This window comes from Bacillus sp. TH19 (assembly GCF_016651075.1).
GTDB lineage: Bacteria > Bacillota > Bacilli > Bacillales > Bacillaceae_G > Bacillus_A > Bacillus_A mycoides.
Genome location: NZ_JAEKEO010000007.1, coordinates 1,130,072 through 1,144,912, shown reverse-complemented (window position 1 = coordinate 1,144,912; position 14,841 = coordinate 1,130,072). Strand labels below are relative to the sequence as shown.

The following is a 14,841-nucleotide window of genomic DNA, read 5'->3' as shown; positions in this document are numbered from 1 at the left end:
TAACAATAGAAAAGCGAGACTGCCCCAACAAATGTTCCCCGTTTACAATTTCCGTTTTTTTCTATTGACATAAATACAAAAAGAACATTACTATACAGGAGTCAATAATGATTATCAATATTAATTAAAGGGGTTACATCAGGATGAAACAAAAGCTATTTATTTTATTTACTATCATGCTAGTTGTTCTTTCTATCGTTGGCTGTTCTTCTCAAAAAGAAGAAGAAAAAACAAAAGAACAACCGAAAACAAAAGTTGTAAAACATGCTAAAGGGGAAGCAACAATTCCAGCTAATCCAAAGAGAATTGTTGATTTATCTGGATCAACAGAGGAATTATTAATCCTTGGACATAAACCTGTTGGCACAGCAAACACATATAAAGATAAAATCCAAAATCATTTAACTGAAAAGTTAGACGGAGTAAAAGCAGTTGGCTGGTATTGGGCACCTAAAGTTGATTTAGAGGCTGTTACTGCTTTAAAACCAGACTTAATTATTTTAAACAATCGTCAATTGAAAATTTATGATCAACTAGAAAAAGTGGCACCGACAGTTGTTCTGGAAACAAATCTAGAAGACTGGCGCGGTAAGTTTAAAGAAGTAGGTAAACTATTTGACGAAGAAAAGAAAGCAGACAAATGGATTGCAGATTACGATAAAAAAGCAGACTCTTTATCTAAAAAAATTAAAGAGAAAACAAAAGATGAGAACTTTATGTTCGTTGCAGTTACACCACAAAACTTCCGTGTATACGGTAGCTTCGGATACGGTGACATCATCTTTAACGACTTAAAGCTTCCAGCAACAAAAGGTACAGATTTAAAACAAACGATGGCACAAGTATCACTAGAAGGTCTTGTTGCATTCCAGCCTGATCAAATGTTTATTGTAAACTTCGGCGGAGAAGCTGATAAAGTGTACGAAGACTATAAAAACAGTGCGGTTTGGAAAGATAATAAAGCAGTAAAAAACAATCACGTATATGAAGTATCGAATGAAGCCTTCAATACGAAAGCATTCAATCCAATCGGAAAAGATATGCTAATTGATGAAATCGCAAAAGAGATTTTAGCTAAGAATAAATAAAAAAAGCAGCTCACCCTGAGCTGCTTTTTTTATTATGTTGCACTGCGTATTGCTTCATTTTTTCGATTGTCTTCACGAATCCTTCTTTTGACTTAATACGAATACCACGCTTTAGTTTTGCTCGCTCATAACTCTCAAGCTTTTTCATATCAATTTGAAAGAAGGAATGGATCGCGTTATCACTTTTCGGTACCCCTTTAAAAATTTGCAATATCCCTTCCTCTGAAACACCAAAATAACCGCTCGTTTTCAGTAAAGGAGAAATATCATCAACTTTCCTTTGTAATACGATTTGCACATCATCACGATCAACAAGTTGCCATTCTTTATATTGCTGCAAAAACTTTTCTAAATCCGCTACTTTTTCTGTCAGTATTTCCTCGCTTACTTCTCCATCAACATACATACGCTCTAATAAAATTGTAACTTCAGGTACTTTTTCTGTTATTTCTGCCCTCACATCGGATCCATAAGCTAAGCAAAACATCACAACGAAAGCTTGCACTGCAATTAGCATCCATTTCATTTCCGTTCACCTCTTCTAGGCAAAATCATACTTTCATTTGTAGCTTTTCCGGAAATGGGGGTTTTATCCATATAAACAATAGCATTAAATTTCTAAGGAAAATAAAGTGAAACTTTAATCAGTGGGGGGTTTTGTTCATCCCCCCACTGATTATTAGTTGAACCAATCGGGCTTTTACGGGCAGTAAGACTCCCACCTAACTCCCTCGCATTCGCCGAATTTTGAGGTGGGAGTCTTACTGCCCGTTAATGCGGGACAAAAAATGCAGATAAGGGTTAATCCTCATCTGCATGTATCATTTACTTTTATATAAAATGAAAGACGCCTGCAAAGCAGGCGTCTGATGCGTTTACGGCGAAAGACCAGGCGACCACATTCGCGTGTTTAGCACTTAAGCATATCTCTCGACTTACGTAAATTAGCTCATCGCTTTGCTAATATAACATTAACAAGGTAGAAGCGCAATATATTTCTAAATATATTTTTCTTCCTCTTTCAACCAATTGAAATTTATGTAAATTATAAATTGATTAATGTAATATATATGTTACAATTAATACTATAAATATAAACAGGGGATGAATGCCTTGAAAAAAATTAAAGATGAACGCCTCATACTTCAAATGTTAAAAAACATACGTATTGCCTTTCTTTTTCAATCAATTGGTATAATCGGAATTTTAGGCTATATCGGATTCACAGAAGGAATGAATCAAATTACGAAATCTCCATTGTGGTTATTATTTATTCTTACAAGTATTGTACTTAGTTATTTACAGTTAAGCGTTTCTATCGATGTAGAAGAAAGCGAAAATGAAATAAAGTTAACTCCTTATTACAAAATTATTTTACGCTCTCTTATTGTAGGAATTATCATGGCTATTATTTATATCATTTTCAGTCCAGAAAGACCTCTATTTGAAGCTATTTTAACAGGTGGTATTCTCTTCATATGCTTTTTAGCGTCTTACTCCGTTAGTTATTTTATAAAAAAACGACGTTTACAAGACGACGATGAATAAAGAGGAAGGGCTATCCCTTCCTCTTTGATTTGTTATCGCATAGTACCAGTCAGACCGTAACGAATGTCTCGGAACATATTTGTTATGTCACGATTAAAATCGTTTGTAGCTGTGCCGTTACGTAAACGCGTACTCATTGCATCGACACGAGTAAACATGTCATTTCTTACAGAAACATATACGTTTCTATTTCCAACTTCATTCACAACAGCTTGACGAATTTCGTTCGCCATCGCTGTTTCATTCGTCGCTGTATTACGTGGTTTTACCGCAATCGCTACATCGTTTCCATATACAACTGTAGAAACTCGGTCTACGTTATTCATACGTTTCACACGATTCGTAATTTTCTCCGCAGTTTTACCATCATTGTTAATGTATGAATTGTTCATTGTAATATTACGAGTTGGATGTGGATTAGCAATTTGCCCATTGTAATTTACATCACGGTAATAATTATTATATCCTGTATCGTTACGACCGTTTCTATATGTTACATAATCTGTAGAACGATCGTTACGCGCTACATTATCACGATACTGGTGTGTATCATTATAAGATGTACGCTCGTAATTGTAGTTACGTCCATCCATCGCATTATTATCTTTTGGTGTACCACATGCAGCTAATGCACTGGTAACTAACAAAGAAGCAGCAATAACTTTTACTTTCGTATTCAATACAAAAACCCCCTCTGTTAGAATGAACTTCTCTTTCGAAAAGCTCCCCCTTATGATGAGTAACAGAGAGGGTTTTTACACTGTTAATATTTCACTAGGAATTTTCTAGCACTTAATGTAAATTCACCATATTCCTGACTATCACGAATACAAAAAAGGTGGGAATAACCCCACCTTTTTTTAAACTTCCTCTTCGTCCTCTTCTTCTGAAACTGGTTCTCCAAATACGTTTGGTGGGTCCGGCTGATAATACATCGTTCCTGGCTGTGGTGCATATGCTGGCTGAGTTGGTTGATAATATAAAGGATTGGCGTATTGTGGTCCACCCGGTTGCGGACTATATAACCTACTCTCTCCTCCGCATCCACAATCTTCTTCCCCTTGTACGAGTGGTGGCATATTATTATCCATTGGCATCATATTTGGATTTGGCATAGAAGTATATTGCGGTGCCATTTGTTGATACGGCATTTGATTGTATGGATTTTGTTGCTGATACTGCGGATATGGCGGCATCATTGGCTGTTGATATGGCATCATGTTCGGCATTTGATTGTTATCCATTATCGGCATCATGTTTGGCATTTGATTGTTATCCATTATTGGCATCATGTTCGGCATTTGATTGTTATCCATTATCGGCATCATGTTCGGCATTTGATTGTTATCCATTATTGGCATCATGTTTGGCATTTGGTTGTTATCCATTATCGGCATCATATTTGGCATTTGGTTGTTATCCATTATCGGCATCATATTTGGCATTTGGTTGTTATCCATTATCGGCATCATATTTGGCATTTGGTTGTTATCCATTATCGGCATCATATTTGGCATTTGGTTGTTATCCATTATCGGCATCATATTTGGCATTTGGTTGTTATCCATTATCGGCATCATATTTGGCATTTGGTTGTTATCCATTATCGGCATCATATTTGGCATTTGGTTGTTATCCATTATCGGCATCATATTTGGCATTTGGTTGTTATCCATTATCGGCATCATATTTGGTGGTTGATTGTTATCCATTATTGGCATTATATTTGGTGGTTGATTGTTATCCATTATTGGCATTATATTTGGTGGTTGATTGTTATCCATTATTGGCATTATATTTGGTGGTTGATTGTTATCCATTATTGGCATTATATTTGGTGGTTGATTGTTATCCATTATTGGCATTATATTCGGCACTTGAATATTAGGCGGTATTACTTGCGGGATAATAACACTTTCTTTTGATACGTTTGGTGAGACTATGCTTCCTATATTTTCTTTCTTCACTTGTGGCGAGACTATGCTTCCTACATTTTCTTTTTTCACTTGCGGCGACACTATATTCCCTACATTTTCTTTTTTCACTTGCGGCGACACTATATTCCCTACATTTTCTTTCTTCACTTGCGGCGACACTATATTCCCTACATTCTCTTTCTTCACTTGCGGCGACACTATATTCCCTATATTTTCTTTCTTCACTTGCGGTGACACTATATTCCCTATATTGTCTTTTTTCACTTGCGGTGACACTATGTTTCCTATATTGTCTTTTTTCGTTTGCGGAGAAATGACATTGTTAGGTTTCATTTTATTAATTTGAGGAGCAATTAACTCGCTTCCCTTTTTTATTACGTCTGAAATTTTATATTCTTTTTTCGCTTTAATTGGTGGTTGCGGCGGCTGCGGTAATACATTGATAGAAAATTTAGTGTTTTCTTTCGTAGTAGGTTTTAGTTTTTCTACTTTCTCTACAACAGGTGGTTTTTGAATGACAGGCGGCTTTTCAACTGGCTTCTCTTTTTGAATCGGAATTTCTTTTTGCACTTCTTTTTGTGGCTTCACTTGCACTTCCTTTTGCGGCTTCACCTGTATTTCTTTTTGCGGTTTTATCTGCATTTCTTTTTGCGTTTGTTGCATAGCTGGTTGTTGTGTAATAGGTGTTGATTGATACGTGATCTCATCTTCATCTTCTATTGCAAGTGGCGTTGGTGTTGATGCAAACTCTTTTTGCTGCACCTCTTTTACATATTGTTTCGGGGGCGCTGAACCCGATCCAGTTTGTTGTTTCACATGAACGCTATGCGATGGCACTTTAATTTTCATCCCTGGCATAATTAGGTCTGGATTGCTAAGCTGTGTATTTGTTTTTTTTAGCGTTTCAAAATCCACTCCGTACTTTTTTGCAATTTTCCAAAGGGTCTCCCCTTTTTGCACGATATGAATTTTCAAATTTTCCCCCTCCTGTATAACTTATCTATAAGTAAAAACACTTTGAAGTAACACTTTCTAAACAACATTAACTTCTTTTACTTTTATCACTTCTTCTATTTTCAATATGATTCGAAGTGGAATAAGCATAGAAAAACCGCAATGATTTCCTCAACACAATGTATGCCTATTTCATCCTTGTTATGATTATATGTACGAAAAAAAGCAACGGAAATCCCGCTGCTTTAAACGCGCTCTAACATACGATTTAATGCAAGAACTGCCTCTTCTGTTACTTGTTTCTCTACACGAATAACGTTAATTTGTTCTCCTCTTTCTATGTTCTCAAGTACCCATAACAGGTGAGGTAAGTCAATTCGGTTCATCGTTAAGCAAGGACACATAAACGGATTTAGCGAAATAATTTCTTTATCTGGATGTTGCTGAATAATTCGGTTCACTAAATTCATCTCTGTACCAATCGCCCACTTACTTCCCGCCGGAGCTGCTTCAATCATATCAATAATATATTTCGTTGATCCTGCATAATCAGAAGCAGCAACCACTTCATAACAACATTCAGGGTGAACAATAATATTCATATCCGGATGATTTTTTCGCACATTTTCAATATTTTTCACAGTGAAGTTTTGATGAACAGAACAATGGCCTTTCCATAAAATCACTTGAATTTCTTCTATATCTCCATCGTACTCTAATGAATCTGTATGCGGGTTCCACACTGCCATTTTTTCTAACGGAATACCTAAATCATACGCTGTATTTCTTCCTAAATGTTGGTCTGGTAAAAAGACGAGACGCTCTTTTTGTGTAAACGCCCAAGACACCATTTGTTTTGCATTAGAAGAGGTTACTGTTGCCCCTCCATTACGACCACAAAACGCTTTGATCGCAGCTGTTGAATTTACATACGTTAATGGAATCATCGTATCCCCAAATAATTTCGCGAGCTCTTTCCACGCTCTTTCTGTTTGTTCAATATCTGCCATATCTGCCATAGAACAGCCGGCGCGCATATCTGGTAAGATGACAATTTGATCATCTGTCGTTAACATATCTGCCGTTTCTGCCATAAAGTGCACACCACAAAACACAATATATTTTGCCTCTTTATTATTCGCTGCAACTTGCGCGAGTTGAAGTGAGTCCCCTGCTGCATCTGAAAATTGCACCACTTCATCTTTTTGATAATGATGTCCTGGAATAAATAGTAATGCCCCCATTTTTTCTTTAATTTCACGGACACGCTCTTCCATCTCTAATATAGAAATCGTTTGATAACGCTCTGGTAACATTACTTCGATTGGCTGAACTTTCTCTAAAATACCCATTTATGATTCTCCCCCTCTAAACCACTCTCATTAGGCCTCAATATTAAAACTAATATCAAGTGCTTTCACTGAATGTGTTAACGCTCCAAGTGAAATATAATCTACCCCTGTTTTTCCGTATTTTGATAAATCTTCAATTGTAATACCACCTGAAGCCTCCGTGACGATGGCACTTGGTACAATTTTTGAAAACTCACGAATCTCTTCTGGCGTACGATTATCGAACATAATAACATCTGCGCCGGCCTCTATCGCTTCTCTTACTTGCGCCTCTGTCTCTGTTTCGACTTCTACTTTCACCATATGTCCCAATCTTTCTTTCACCGATGTAACAGCTTTTGTAATCGAGCCAGCAAAAGCAATATGATTGTCTTTAATCATGACACCATCATATAAACCGAATCTGTGGTTAAATCCGCCCCCGCATACTACAGCATATTTATCAAACATACGTAGTCCTGGCATCGTTTTTCTCGTATCACAAATGCGTGTATGACTGCTATCTAAAGCAAAAACCGCCTTACGTGTCATCGTCGCTATCCCGCTCATACGCTGAATAACGTTTAATATAACGCGCTCTGCCGTTAATAATGATGCGATTGGGCCTTGCACGGTTGCAATTATTTCTCCTTTTTCTACAAGATCCCCATCTTTTTTATGAAGTTCAACTCCAATTCTCTGATCAATTAATTTAAATCCTTCTTCAATTACTAAGCACCCTGCAAATACCCCTGTATCCTTTACAAGAAACGTTCCTTTCGCAAGTGCATTATCGGGAAAGATAAGCTGAGATGTTACATCTCTTTCTCCTATATCTTCTAGAAAAAATCGATTTAATGCTTCCTTAACTTTTAACGTATTCATAAAACCCCTCTTCCCCTTATTAAACAAGTTGTAGTTTTCTTCTCACTCGGATAATCTCTTTTTTCACGCTATTTCTTTCTGGATAATCAATGCGATAATGACCACCAATACTGTCTTCTCTTTGCAAAGCTGATACTGTTATAAGCTCACAAACTGTTAACATATTAATAAGCGTTATCTCTTCATTTGTAAGTGCATCATATTGTAAGATCATATTTCGCACACCGTACCTACTAAACCATCTCTGAGCATATGATAAATTTTTCTCAGTTCGCACAATCCCAACATATTTCATCATGCATTCTTGTATTTCTTCTTTCAACGGTAAATCATTAAGAGCTATAAAACTTTTCCCTCTCTCTTCCGGCACATTTTTTCTTTCCTCTGCTGGCTTAGCTAAAATGTGTTTTCCTATTCGTCTTCCAAACACAAGACCTTCTAATAATGAATTACTCGCCAATCTATTCGCACCATGAACTCCATTACAAGCCACTTCACCGACCGCATATAAGTTTGAAATGGACGTCTCTCCGTCACAATTCGTCTTCACGCCGCCCATATGAAAATGAGCGCCCGGTACGACCGGAATAGAATTTTCTTTTAAATCAATACCATTCTTTTTACATAATGATGAGACGGTCGGAAAACGTTGTTCAAAGTTTTGAATGGTTTCGATGTTTAAGTACACTTTTTCACCTGCAAGAAGTTGTTCATGAATAGCCCTTGCCACTACATCACGCGGTGCGAGATCTTTCCCGGGATGTATATCCATCATAAAACGCTGTCCTTTTCCATTTATAAGGACAGCTCCTTCACCACGGACTGCTTCAGAAACGAGACCACAACATCGCCCGTCCACGTATAACATCGTCGGATGAAATTGTACAAATTCTAAATCAACAAGTTCCCCCCCAGCTCGATATATCATCGCAAGTCCATCGCCTGTAATTGTCTCATCATTCGATGTAAAGGCGTACAAACCACCTATCCCTCCTGATGCTAACACCGTATTATCAGCATAGTAACGCTTCAGCTTCCCTTCACTATTTCGCGTTAAAGCTCCTATGCATTTATTATTTTCTATAATAAAATCGAGCACCATTTCATGCTCAACGGCAGTAACGTTCGGAACTACTTCTTGTATTAAATGCTCTAATAGATTTTTACCAGTTGCATCTCCTCCGGCATGTAAAATGCGCCGTTTTCGATGCGCCCCTTCTTTACCAAGGTGGATCCCTTTTTCATCCCCATCAAATTTCATTCCATTCGTAATAAGCTTACTTATTTCTTTCGGTCCCTCTTCAACTAAATAACGAACTGCTTCTTCGTTGTTATAATGGCAACCTGCCACTAATGTATCTTCAAAATGCCCACTCGGATCGTCATATGTAGCAACAGCTGCTGCAATTCCTCCTTGAGCTAAATGTGTATTGTTATTACATCCTGTTTTTTTTGTGATGATTATCACATTCTTTTCGTGACAAAGCTCTTTCGCAACACGAAGCGCTGCAACGCCGCTTCCGATAATCAAGACATCTGCACTTGGCATAATTGTTGCCTCCTACTTTACACTTTTCAACTGTCTTGACACCTATATTTACATAGTTTTAAAATAATGACAAGAGTTTTTTTACAATTCTTATTTTCACTACCATTCTAAAAACGAAAACAAATGTCACTCTTACTGAAGAGAGGAAATTACATGATGATATATCTAGATTATGCAGCGACAACACCTATGAGCGAAGAAGCTTTAGAAACATATATAGCAGCGGCAAAAACATATTTCGGAAATGAACAAAGTTTACACGATATCGGCGGAAGCGCATCATCTTTATTGCAAGTTTGTAGAGAAACATTTGCAGAAATGATTGGGGGTAAGGAACAAGGTGTATTCTTTACAAGCGGCGGTTCAGAATCTAACTACCTTGCGATTCAATCCCTTCTAAATGCTAGAAATGGAAAGCACATTATTACGACACCTATGGAACACGCATCGATTCGAAGTTATTTTCAATCCTTACAATCGCAAGGTTATACTATTACTGAGATTCCTGTTGATAAAAGTGGGATAATTCATTTAGTAGATTTAGAAACAGCTATTACAGAAGATACTGCTCTAGCAAGTATACAGCACGGAAACTCTGAAATCGGGACCGTTCAAAACATTGCAGAGATCGGAGCACTTTTAAAAAAATATAATGTTTTATTTCATTCGGATTGTGTTCAAACGTTTGGTAAACTTCCAATAGACGTTAAAGCGATGGAGATTGATAGTCTTTCTGTTTCAGCCCATAAAATATACGGACCAAAAGGAGTTGGAGCTTGCTATATAAATCCGCAAGTTCGCTGGGAACAAGTATTTCCGGGAACTTCTCATGAAAAAGGCTTTCGCCCTGGTACAGTGAACGTTCCTGGAATCGCTGCTTTTTTAACAGCCGCAGAGCATATATTAAAGAATCAAAAGGAAGAGAGCTTTCGTTTTAAACAATTACGATCTTATTTTTTAGAGCAATTACAAACACTTCCTCTAGAAATTGAAGTGAAAGGACATTCTACTTCTTGTTTACCACATATTATTGGGGTTACAATAAAAGGAATAGAAGGTCAGTATACAATGTTAGAATGTAACCGTCATGGTATAGCCATTTCAACTGGAAGTGCTTGCCAAGTCGGTAAACAAGACCCTTCAAAAACAATGCTTGCAATTGGAAAAACGTATGAAGAGGCAAAACAATATGTCCGCTTTTCTTTCGGACATCACACAACGAAAGAACAAATTGATACAACTATTCATGCACTACACACAATTGGAAATCAATTTTATAGAGGTGTTAAATCATAATGAAACAAAATGATCAAAAAAAGATTTTAGGCGAAGAAAGACGACAACTCATCCTTGAGTGGCTTCTTGCTGCAAATGAACCGTTATCAGGGAATGAACTATCTAAAAAGACAAACGTAAGTAGGCAAGTTATCGTTCAAGACATTTCCTTACTAAAAGCACGAAATGAACCAATTATTGCGACTGCACAAGGGTATTTATATTTAAAGCCACAAACAAGACAACAAGCTTTTGAACGCGTAATCGTATGCCAACATAAACCGGCAGAAGTACGTCAAGAACTTACTATGTTAGTTGACCACGGCGTTACAATTAAAGACGTAAAAGTTGAGCATCCTGTATACGGCGACTTAACAGCATCGATTATGGTAAGTAATCGCTTCGATGTAGAGCAATATTTACAAAAAATCGAAAACACAAACGCTTCCTATCTTTCGCAACTGACAGATGGTATTCACTTACATACAATCGAAGCAGATTCTAAAGAGAAATTAGATGCTGCCTGTGAGGCACTAGACCGCGCTGGATTTCTCGTTTATTAATGTAAAGCACAGAGTTTTTTATCATTCTCTGTGCTTTTTTAGTGATATAATATTGAAATCAATTGTAAAGGAGGTCAAATATGGGAATTGAACTCGTTCACTTTAGCACCGGTAAACCGAAACAAATGAAATATGGCGAAGATAAAGAAATGATAACAGGTATATGTAAAGATCCTACAGAAGAGGCCTTCCTCTCAAAAGACGGATTCCGTGGTGATGATGTAGCGGATTTAAAACACCACGGGGGACCTGATCGCGCAGTTTGTGTGTACCCACACGAGCATTACGCACTATGGGAAGAGGAATTTCAAACTACACTTCCAGCTTCCACATTTGGCGAAAACATTACCGTAACAAATATGTTAGAGCGTGATGTTTGCATCGGAGATACATATCAACTAGGCGAAGCAATCATTCAAGTAACACAAGCTCGCGTACCTTGTAGCACAATTTCAAAACGTGTCGGTATTCCTGGCATTTTACCACGCATTGTAGCAACTGGATATACTGGCTACTTATGCCGCGTTCTTCAAGAAGGTACTGTGCGTAAAGATTCTAAAATTACATTACTAGAGCGTCCATCAAACAATGTATCTGTTTTGTTCTCTAACGAAATTTATTTTCATAATAGGAAAGATAAAGATGGCATTGAGAAGGTTCTTGCTGTACAAGAACTAGCCGAGATTTGGCGTGGCCAGTTAGAGGATCGTCTTTCGAAGTTAAAATAATAAATCCCACCTTTTATAGGTGGGACTCTATTTATCTATCATACGGTATACTAGCGACCGAAATTATATCGACTTAACTACAAAATACGACAAACACTCCCCTTACAACCAATAAGAAGAATAACTCCCCAGCACAGTAACAGAAAACCCGAGTGCTTCAAGTTCCATTGTTACGCCTGGCAATAATACATCATCGTATGCTTTGTCGACGTCGATTAAGAAAAAGTAATTTCCAAGGCCTGTTTTCATCGGGCGCGATTCAATTTTGGATAAGTTTAATTTTCTCCATGCGAAAGCTGATAACACTTGATATAGTGCCCCTGCGTAATCAGCAGGTAACGTTATCATAAGCGTCGTTTTCTCTCCTCGGTTTTCTCCGTTATTTGGGAGTACTGCTTTCTTTTTCTTATGGAGAACAAGGAAACGTGTATGATTGTTTTTATGCGTATGAATATCACGCCTTACAATTGTTAATCCGTATTTTTCTGCCGCTGCTTCATTTGCAATAGCTGCAATTTTTTCTTCAGGATGTTCTTTCACATATTGTGCAGCAGCGCTTGTTGATGTCATATCGCGAACGGTTACCCCTTTTAATTCCTCATTTAAAAATTTATGGCACTGTGCAATGGCATGCGGATGAGAATGTACAGCGTATACTTCTTTCCACACTCCTTCGTACTGCGGGTGTACGAGTAAATGTTGCTGAATTGGCACTGTAATTTCTCCTACAATGGAAAGTGGCTGCTCATGTACGAGATAATCAACCGTTATATTAACTGAACCTTCTATGGCGTTCTCTAACGGTACAACCGCATAATCTACATTTTCATTTGCAGCTGCATCAATACAATCTGGAATCGTTCGATACGGTACATGCTCTGCTTCCGGAAAAAAACGACTCACCGCCATATTTGTAAATGTTGCCTCTGGTCCTAAATATCCTACTCGAATCATCGTCTTTCCCTCTCTTTTTCGTTTTCTTACTGTTATACCACAATTTTAAATATTCTTCTATGTAAATTTCGAATATTTAAAAAAGACTAGCATTCGCTAGTCTAAATGTTTCCTATATTCTCTTTGAGCGAAGAAGAAATACATAATGCATGCAGCAATGTAAAATAAAATAAACAAGCCTACTTTTCTTAATGAACCGTCCATAAAGATCGTATTATGAAACGTATATAACGCAACTGCACTATGCATACTCCCTACTATAATAGGCGCAAAAAATAGCATACATAATTGCCAACGAGAAATCTTCCACACCTCTTCCTTTGTCATCCCAAGTTTAGAGAGTGCACCATACTGTTTACGATCCGATGCAATATTATGAAACCATTTAAAATATACGATACTGCATGAAGTAAGGAAGAATAATATACTAATGAATGAGCCTACAAATAGAGTAATATTACCGAACTCTTTCATATTCACATATAACTCCATATTACTTCGAAATGCATCATTTGTATCTTGTTTCATATGTTTCCGTAAATCTGCATTCAAATCTTTCGTATTTTCGATATTTGGTAATGTGTAACCTCTATATATCATTTTTTCAGAATCCGTAATTGTATTTGATATAATCTCAAAATCTTCATCATTCATGACGAAAAACAGACCATTAATGTGCGAAGGGTGATAGTTAAATTGTACCCCTTCTTTCTGACCGTTAAATGCAAATTGATATGTTTGATTTATTACTTGTAATTGAATCTCTTTTTGATTATATACATTCGGATGATTGCGTTTATTATAATAAACAAGTGTAACTGTTCCTTTTTTAGGATGATACGTTTTCTGTTTTTGTTTTCTCGCCTCTTGATTGTATTCACTTTCCTTTATAAGCGGCGCTACCTCTGTTTCTCCCTTATTGGACTGAAAAGATGCATACACTCCAACAAAACTCATATATTGAAAATCATCATATCCATATTGATGTAATAAGTTTTCAACCTTGTCTTTCTCGAAAACTTCATGAGCAGAAGTGCCTTTTTCTATGTATGAAAATGAGTGTACTCCTCCGCCACGCCACATATCTTGCATGCTAGAAAAATATAAGAACACCGTACCTGTCGCCGTAACGACAAACGTTGTTGCCATAGACAACAGAAAGAAAAAGCGACTATTTTCCTTCATTCGATGTGACAATTGATTCACTATAAATAAATACGGATATGTATACATAATCCTTTTATTTCTTTTTATCACTTCTAATATTTGTGTAGCGCCATGTGTAAATGAAAAATACGTCCCAAAAGAAATGAGTATAACAACCGGAAAAAAGTATAATGCTATCGTTGTCATCGTCACTTGTAGCGCTAACGCATATCCCGTCCCTAAACAAGCAAAACCGAATAAACAAAGCCACTTTGATGTTTTCCTCTCTCGTTTATCTGTTCGAAATTCTTTTAATAACCGTATGATTTTTATATTCCATATACGTAAAGCACTTATAAAAGATAACAGAACAAAGACAAGCATATATGTAACAAACGTTACACCAATCGCTCTCATGTCAAATATGACAGGGAGTTCTTTCGGAAGATGAAGTAACATACTAAATACCATAAAAAAAAGTTTTAAAGAAATCATGCCAAGCCCAATACCGAAAATATTAGCGAAAATTCCAATCAATATTTGCTCGGTCATAATCACTCCTATTACGTTAGATTTCGTTGCTCCCATTAACATATATAACCCTAATTCTTTCTTACGTGCTTCTATGAAAATAGAAGTAGAATACAAAATAAATATGACGAAAAAAGAAATAATTATAACGTTACATATGATAAGCCCCCAGCGTACATTTTGATACCACATCGTCTCTTGCATATACGGATGTACAATGACAGACATGTATGCATAAGAAGCTAATATGGCAAAACAACTACTTAAGAAAAACACTTTATAATTACGCCAATTTCCCTTTATATTTTGCAGCGCTAGTTGCCGAATGTTCATCTATCGTCCTCCTGTAACT

The 14,841-nt window shown here is 36.9% G+C and carries 12 protein-coding genes and 1 pseudogene; 5 read left to right on the top strand and 8 right to left on the bottom strand.

All coding sequences use genetic code 11. From position 1 onward, the window contains the following. Nucleotides 1-143 precede the first annotated feature (143 nt). On the top strand, nucleotides 144-1,088 hold the full coding sequence (locus JFU54_RS09665) for an iron-hydroxamate ABC transporter substrate-binding protein (RefSeq protein ID WP_002167632.1): 945 nt from the start codon (nucleotides 144-146) through the stop codon (nucleotides 1,086-1,088). Nucleotides 1,089-1,098: 10 nt separating this feature from the next. Here JFU54_RS09665 and JFU54_RS09660 read toward each other — a convergent pair whose 3' ends face one another. Continuing rightward, nucleotides 1,099-1,614: a BofC C-terminal domain-containing protein gene (locus JFU54_RS09660; RefSeq protein WP_199626524.1), complete on the bottom strand. Its 516-nt coding sequence runs from the start codon at nucleotides 1,612-1,614 to the stop codon at nucleotides 1,099-1,101. Between the two features lie 587 nt (nucleotides 1,615-2,201). Here JFU54_RS09660 and JFU54_RS09655 point away from each other — a divergent pair. Next, the gene (locus JFU54_RS09655; protein ID WP_201064337.1) at nucleotides 2,202-2,636 is read left to right on the top strand and encodes a branched-chain amino acid ABC transporter substrate-binding protein; all 435 of its coding nucleotides are present in this window, start codon (nucleotides 2,202-2,204) and stop codon (nucleotides 2,634-2,636) included. 32 nt (nucleotides 2,637-2,668) lie between these two features. On the opposite strand, the gene JFU54_RS09650 is transcribed toward JFU54_RS09655, so the two are convergent. The 5 genes and pseudogenes from JFU54_RS09650 to nadB form a co-directional block, all read right to left on the bottom strand. Next, on the bottom strand, nucleotides 2,669-3,316 hold the full coding sequence (locus JFU54_RS09650; RefSeq protein ID WP_002034140.1) for a YhcN/YlaJ family sporulation lipoprotein: 648 nt from the start codon (nucleotides 3,314-3,316) through the stop codon (nucleotides 2,669-2,671). 2,075 nt (nucleotides 3,317-5,391) lie between these two features. After that, nucleotides 5,392-5,548 (bottom strand): annotated as a pseudogene (gene safA, locus JFU54_RS30370) (SafA/ExsA family spore coat assembly protein); the annotation flags it as partial. Nucleotides 5,549-5,772: 224 nt separating this feature from the next. Next, on the bottom strand, nucleotides 5,773-6,879 hold the full coding sequence (nadA, locus tag JFU54_RS09640) for a quinolinate synthase NadA (RefSeq protein WP_201064335.1): 1,107 nt from the start codon (nucleotides 6,877-6,879) through the stop codon (nucleotides 5,773-5,775). Between the two features lie 30 nt (nucleotides 6,880-6,909). Further along, nucleotides 6,910-7,743 (bottom strand): carboxylating nicotinate-nucleotide diphosphorylase, encoded by an 834-nt coding sequence (nadC, locus tag JFU54_RS09635; RefSeq protein WP_201064333.1) that lies wholly within the window; start codon nucleotides 7,741-7,743, stop codon nucleotides 6,910-6,912. A 19-nt stretch (nucleotides 7,744-7,762) separates the two neighbouring features. Continuing rightward, nucleotides 7,763-9,292 (bottom strand): L-aspartate oxidase, encoded by a 1,530-nt coding sequence (gene nadB, locus JFU54_RS09630; protein ID WP_201064331.1) that lies wholly within the window; start codon nucleotides 9,290-9,292, stop codon nucleotides 7,763-7,765. A gap of 153 nt (nucleotides 9,293-9,445) precedes the next feature. Here nadB and JFU54_RS09625 point away from each other — a divergent pair, with 153 nt between their 5' ends. From JFU54_RS09625 to JFU54_RS09615, 3 genes are all read left to right on the top strand, one after another. Further along, a complete protein-coding gene (locus JFU54_RS09625; RefSeq protein ID WP_002167626.1) occupies nucleotides 9,446-10,588 on the top strand; it encodes an IscS subfamily cysteine desulfurase in 1,143 nt (380 codons plus the stop codon). Beyond that, entirely contained in the window at nucleotides 10,588-11,130 is a 543-nt protein-coding gene (locus JFU54_RS09620; protein ID WP_002034157.1) for a transcription repressor NadR, read from the top strand. The genes JFU54_RS09625 and JFU54_RS09620 overlap by 1 nt, the downstream gene beginning before the upstream one ends. Before the next feature lie 80 nt (nucleotides 11,131-11,210). Then, entirely contained in the window at nucleotides 11,211-11,858 is a 648-nt protein-coding gene (locus JFU54_RS09615) for an MOSC domain-containing protein (RefSeq protein WP_002129246.1), read from the top strand. Nucleotides 11,859-11,960: 102 nt separating this feature from the next. On the opposite strand, the gene pheA is transcribed toward JFU54_RS09615, so the two are convergent. Then, the gene (gene pheA, locus JFU54_RS09610) at nucleotides 11,961-12,812 is read right to left on the bottom strand and encodes a prephenate dehydratase (protein WP_002167625.1); all 852 of its coding nucleotides are present in this window, start codon (nucleotides 12,810-12,812) and stop codon (nucleotides 11,961-11,963) included. Nucleotides 12,813-12,908: 96 nt separating this feature from the next. Beyond that, nucleotides 12,909-14,822, bottom strand: a complete 1,914-nt coding sequence (locus JFU54_RS09605) for an ABC transporter permease (RefSeq protein WP_033731352.1) — start codon at nucleotides 14,820-14,822, stop codon at nucleotides 12,909-12,911. Nucleotides 14,823-14,841 lie beyond the last annotated feature (19 nt).

Excerpts from the sequence above, each read along its gene's own strand:
- JFU54_RS09665 (WP_002167632.1), top strand. The coding sequence starts at position 144 with ATGAAACAAAAGCTATTTATTTTATTTACTATCATGCTAGTTGTTCTT.
- JFU54_RS09660 (WP_199626524.1), bottom strand. The coding sequence starts at position 1,614 with ATGAAATGGATGCTAATTGCAGTGCAAGCTTTCGTTGTGATGTTTTGC.
- nadA (WP_201064335.1), bottom strand. The coding sequence starts at position 6,879 with ATGGGTATTTTAGAGAAAGTTCAGCCAATCGAAGTAATGTTACCAGAG.
- nadC (WP_201064333.1), bottom strand. The coding sequence starts at position 7,743 with ATGAATACGTTAAAAGTTAAGGAAGCATTAAATCGATTTTTTCTAGAA.
- nadB (WP_201064331.1), bottom strand. The coding sequence starts at position 9,292 with ATGCCAAGTGCAGATGTCTTGATTATCGGAAGCGGCGTTGCAGCGCTT.
- JFU54_RS09625 (WP_002167626.1), top strand. The coding sequence starts at position 9,446 with ATGATGATATATCTAGATTATGCAGCGACAACACCTATGAGCGAAGAA.
- JFU54_RS09620 (WP_002034157.1), top strand. The coding sequence starts at position 10,588 with ATGAAACAAAATGATCAAAAAAAGATTTTAGGCGAAGAAAGACGACAA.
- JFU54_RS09615 (WP_002129246.1), top strand. The coding sequence starts at position 11,211 with ATGGGAATTGAACTCGTTCACTTTAGCACCGGTAAACCGAAACAAATG.
- pheA (WP_002167625.1), bottom strand. The coding sequence starts at position 12,812 with ATGATTCGAGTAGGATATTTAGGACCAGAGGCAACATTTACAAATATG.
- JFU54_RS09605 (WP_033731352.1), bottom strand. The coding sequence starts at position 14,822 with ATGAACATTCGGCAACTAGCGCTGCAAAATATAAAGGGAAATTGGCGT.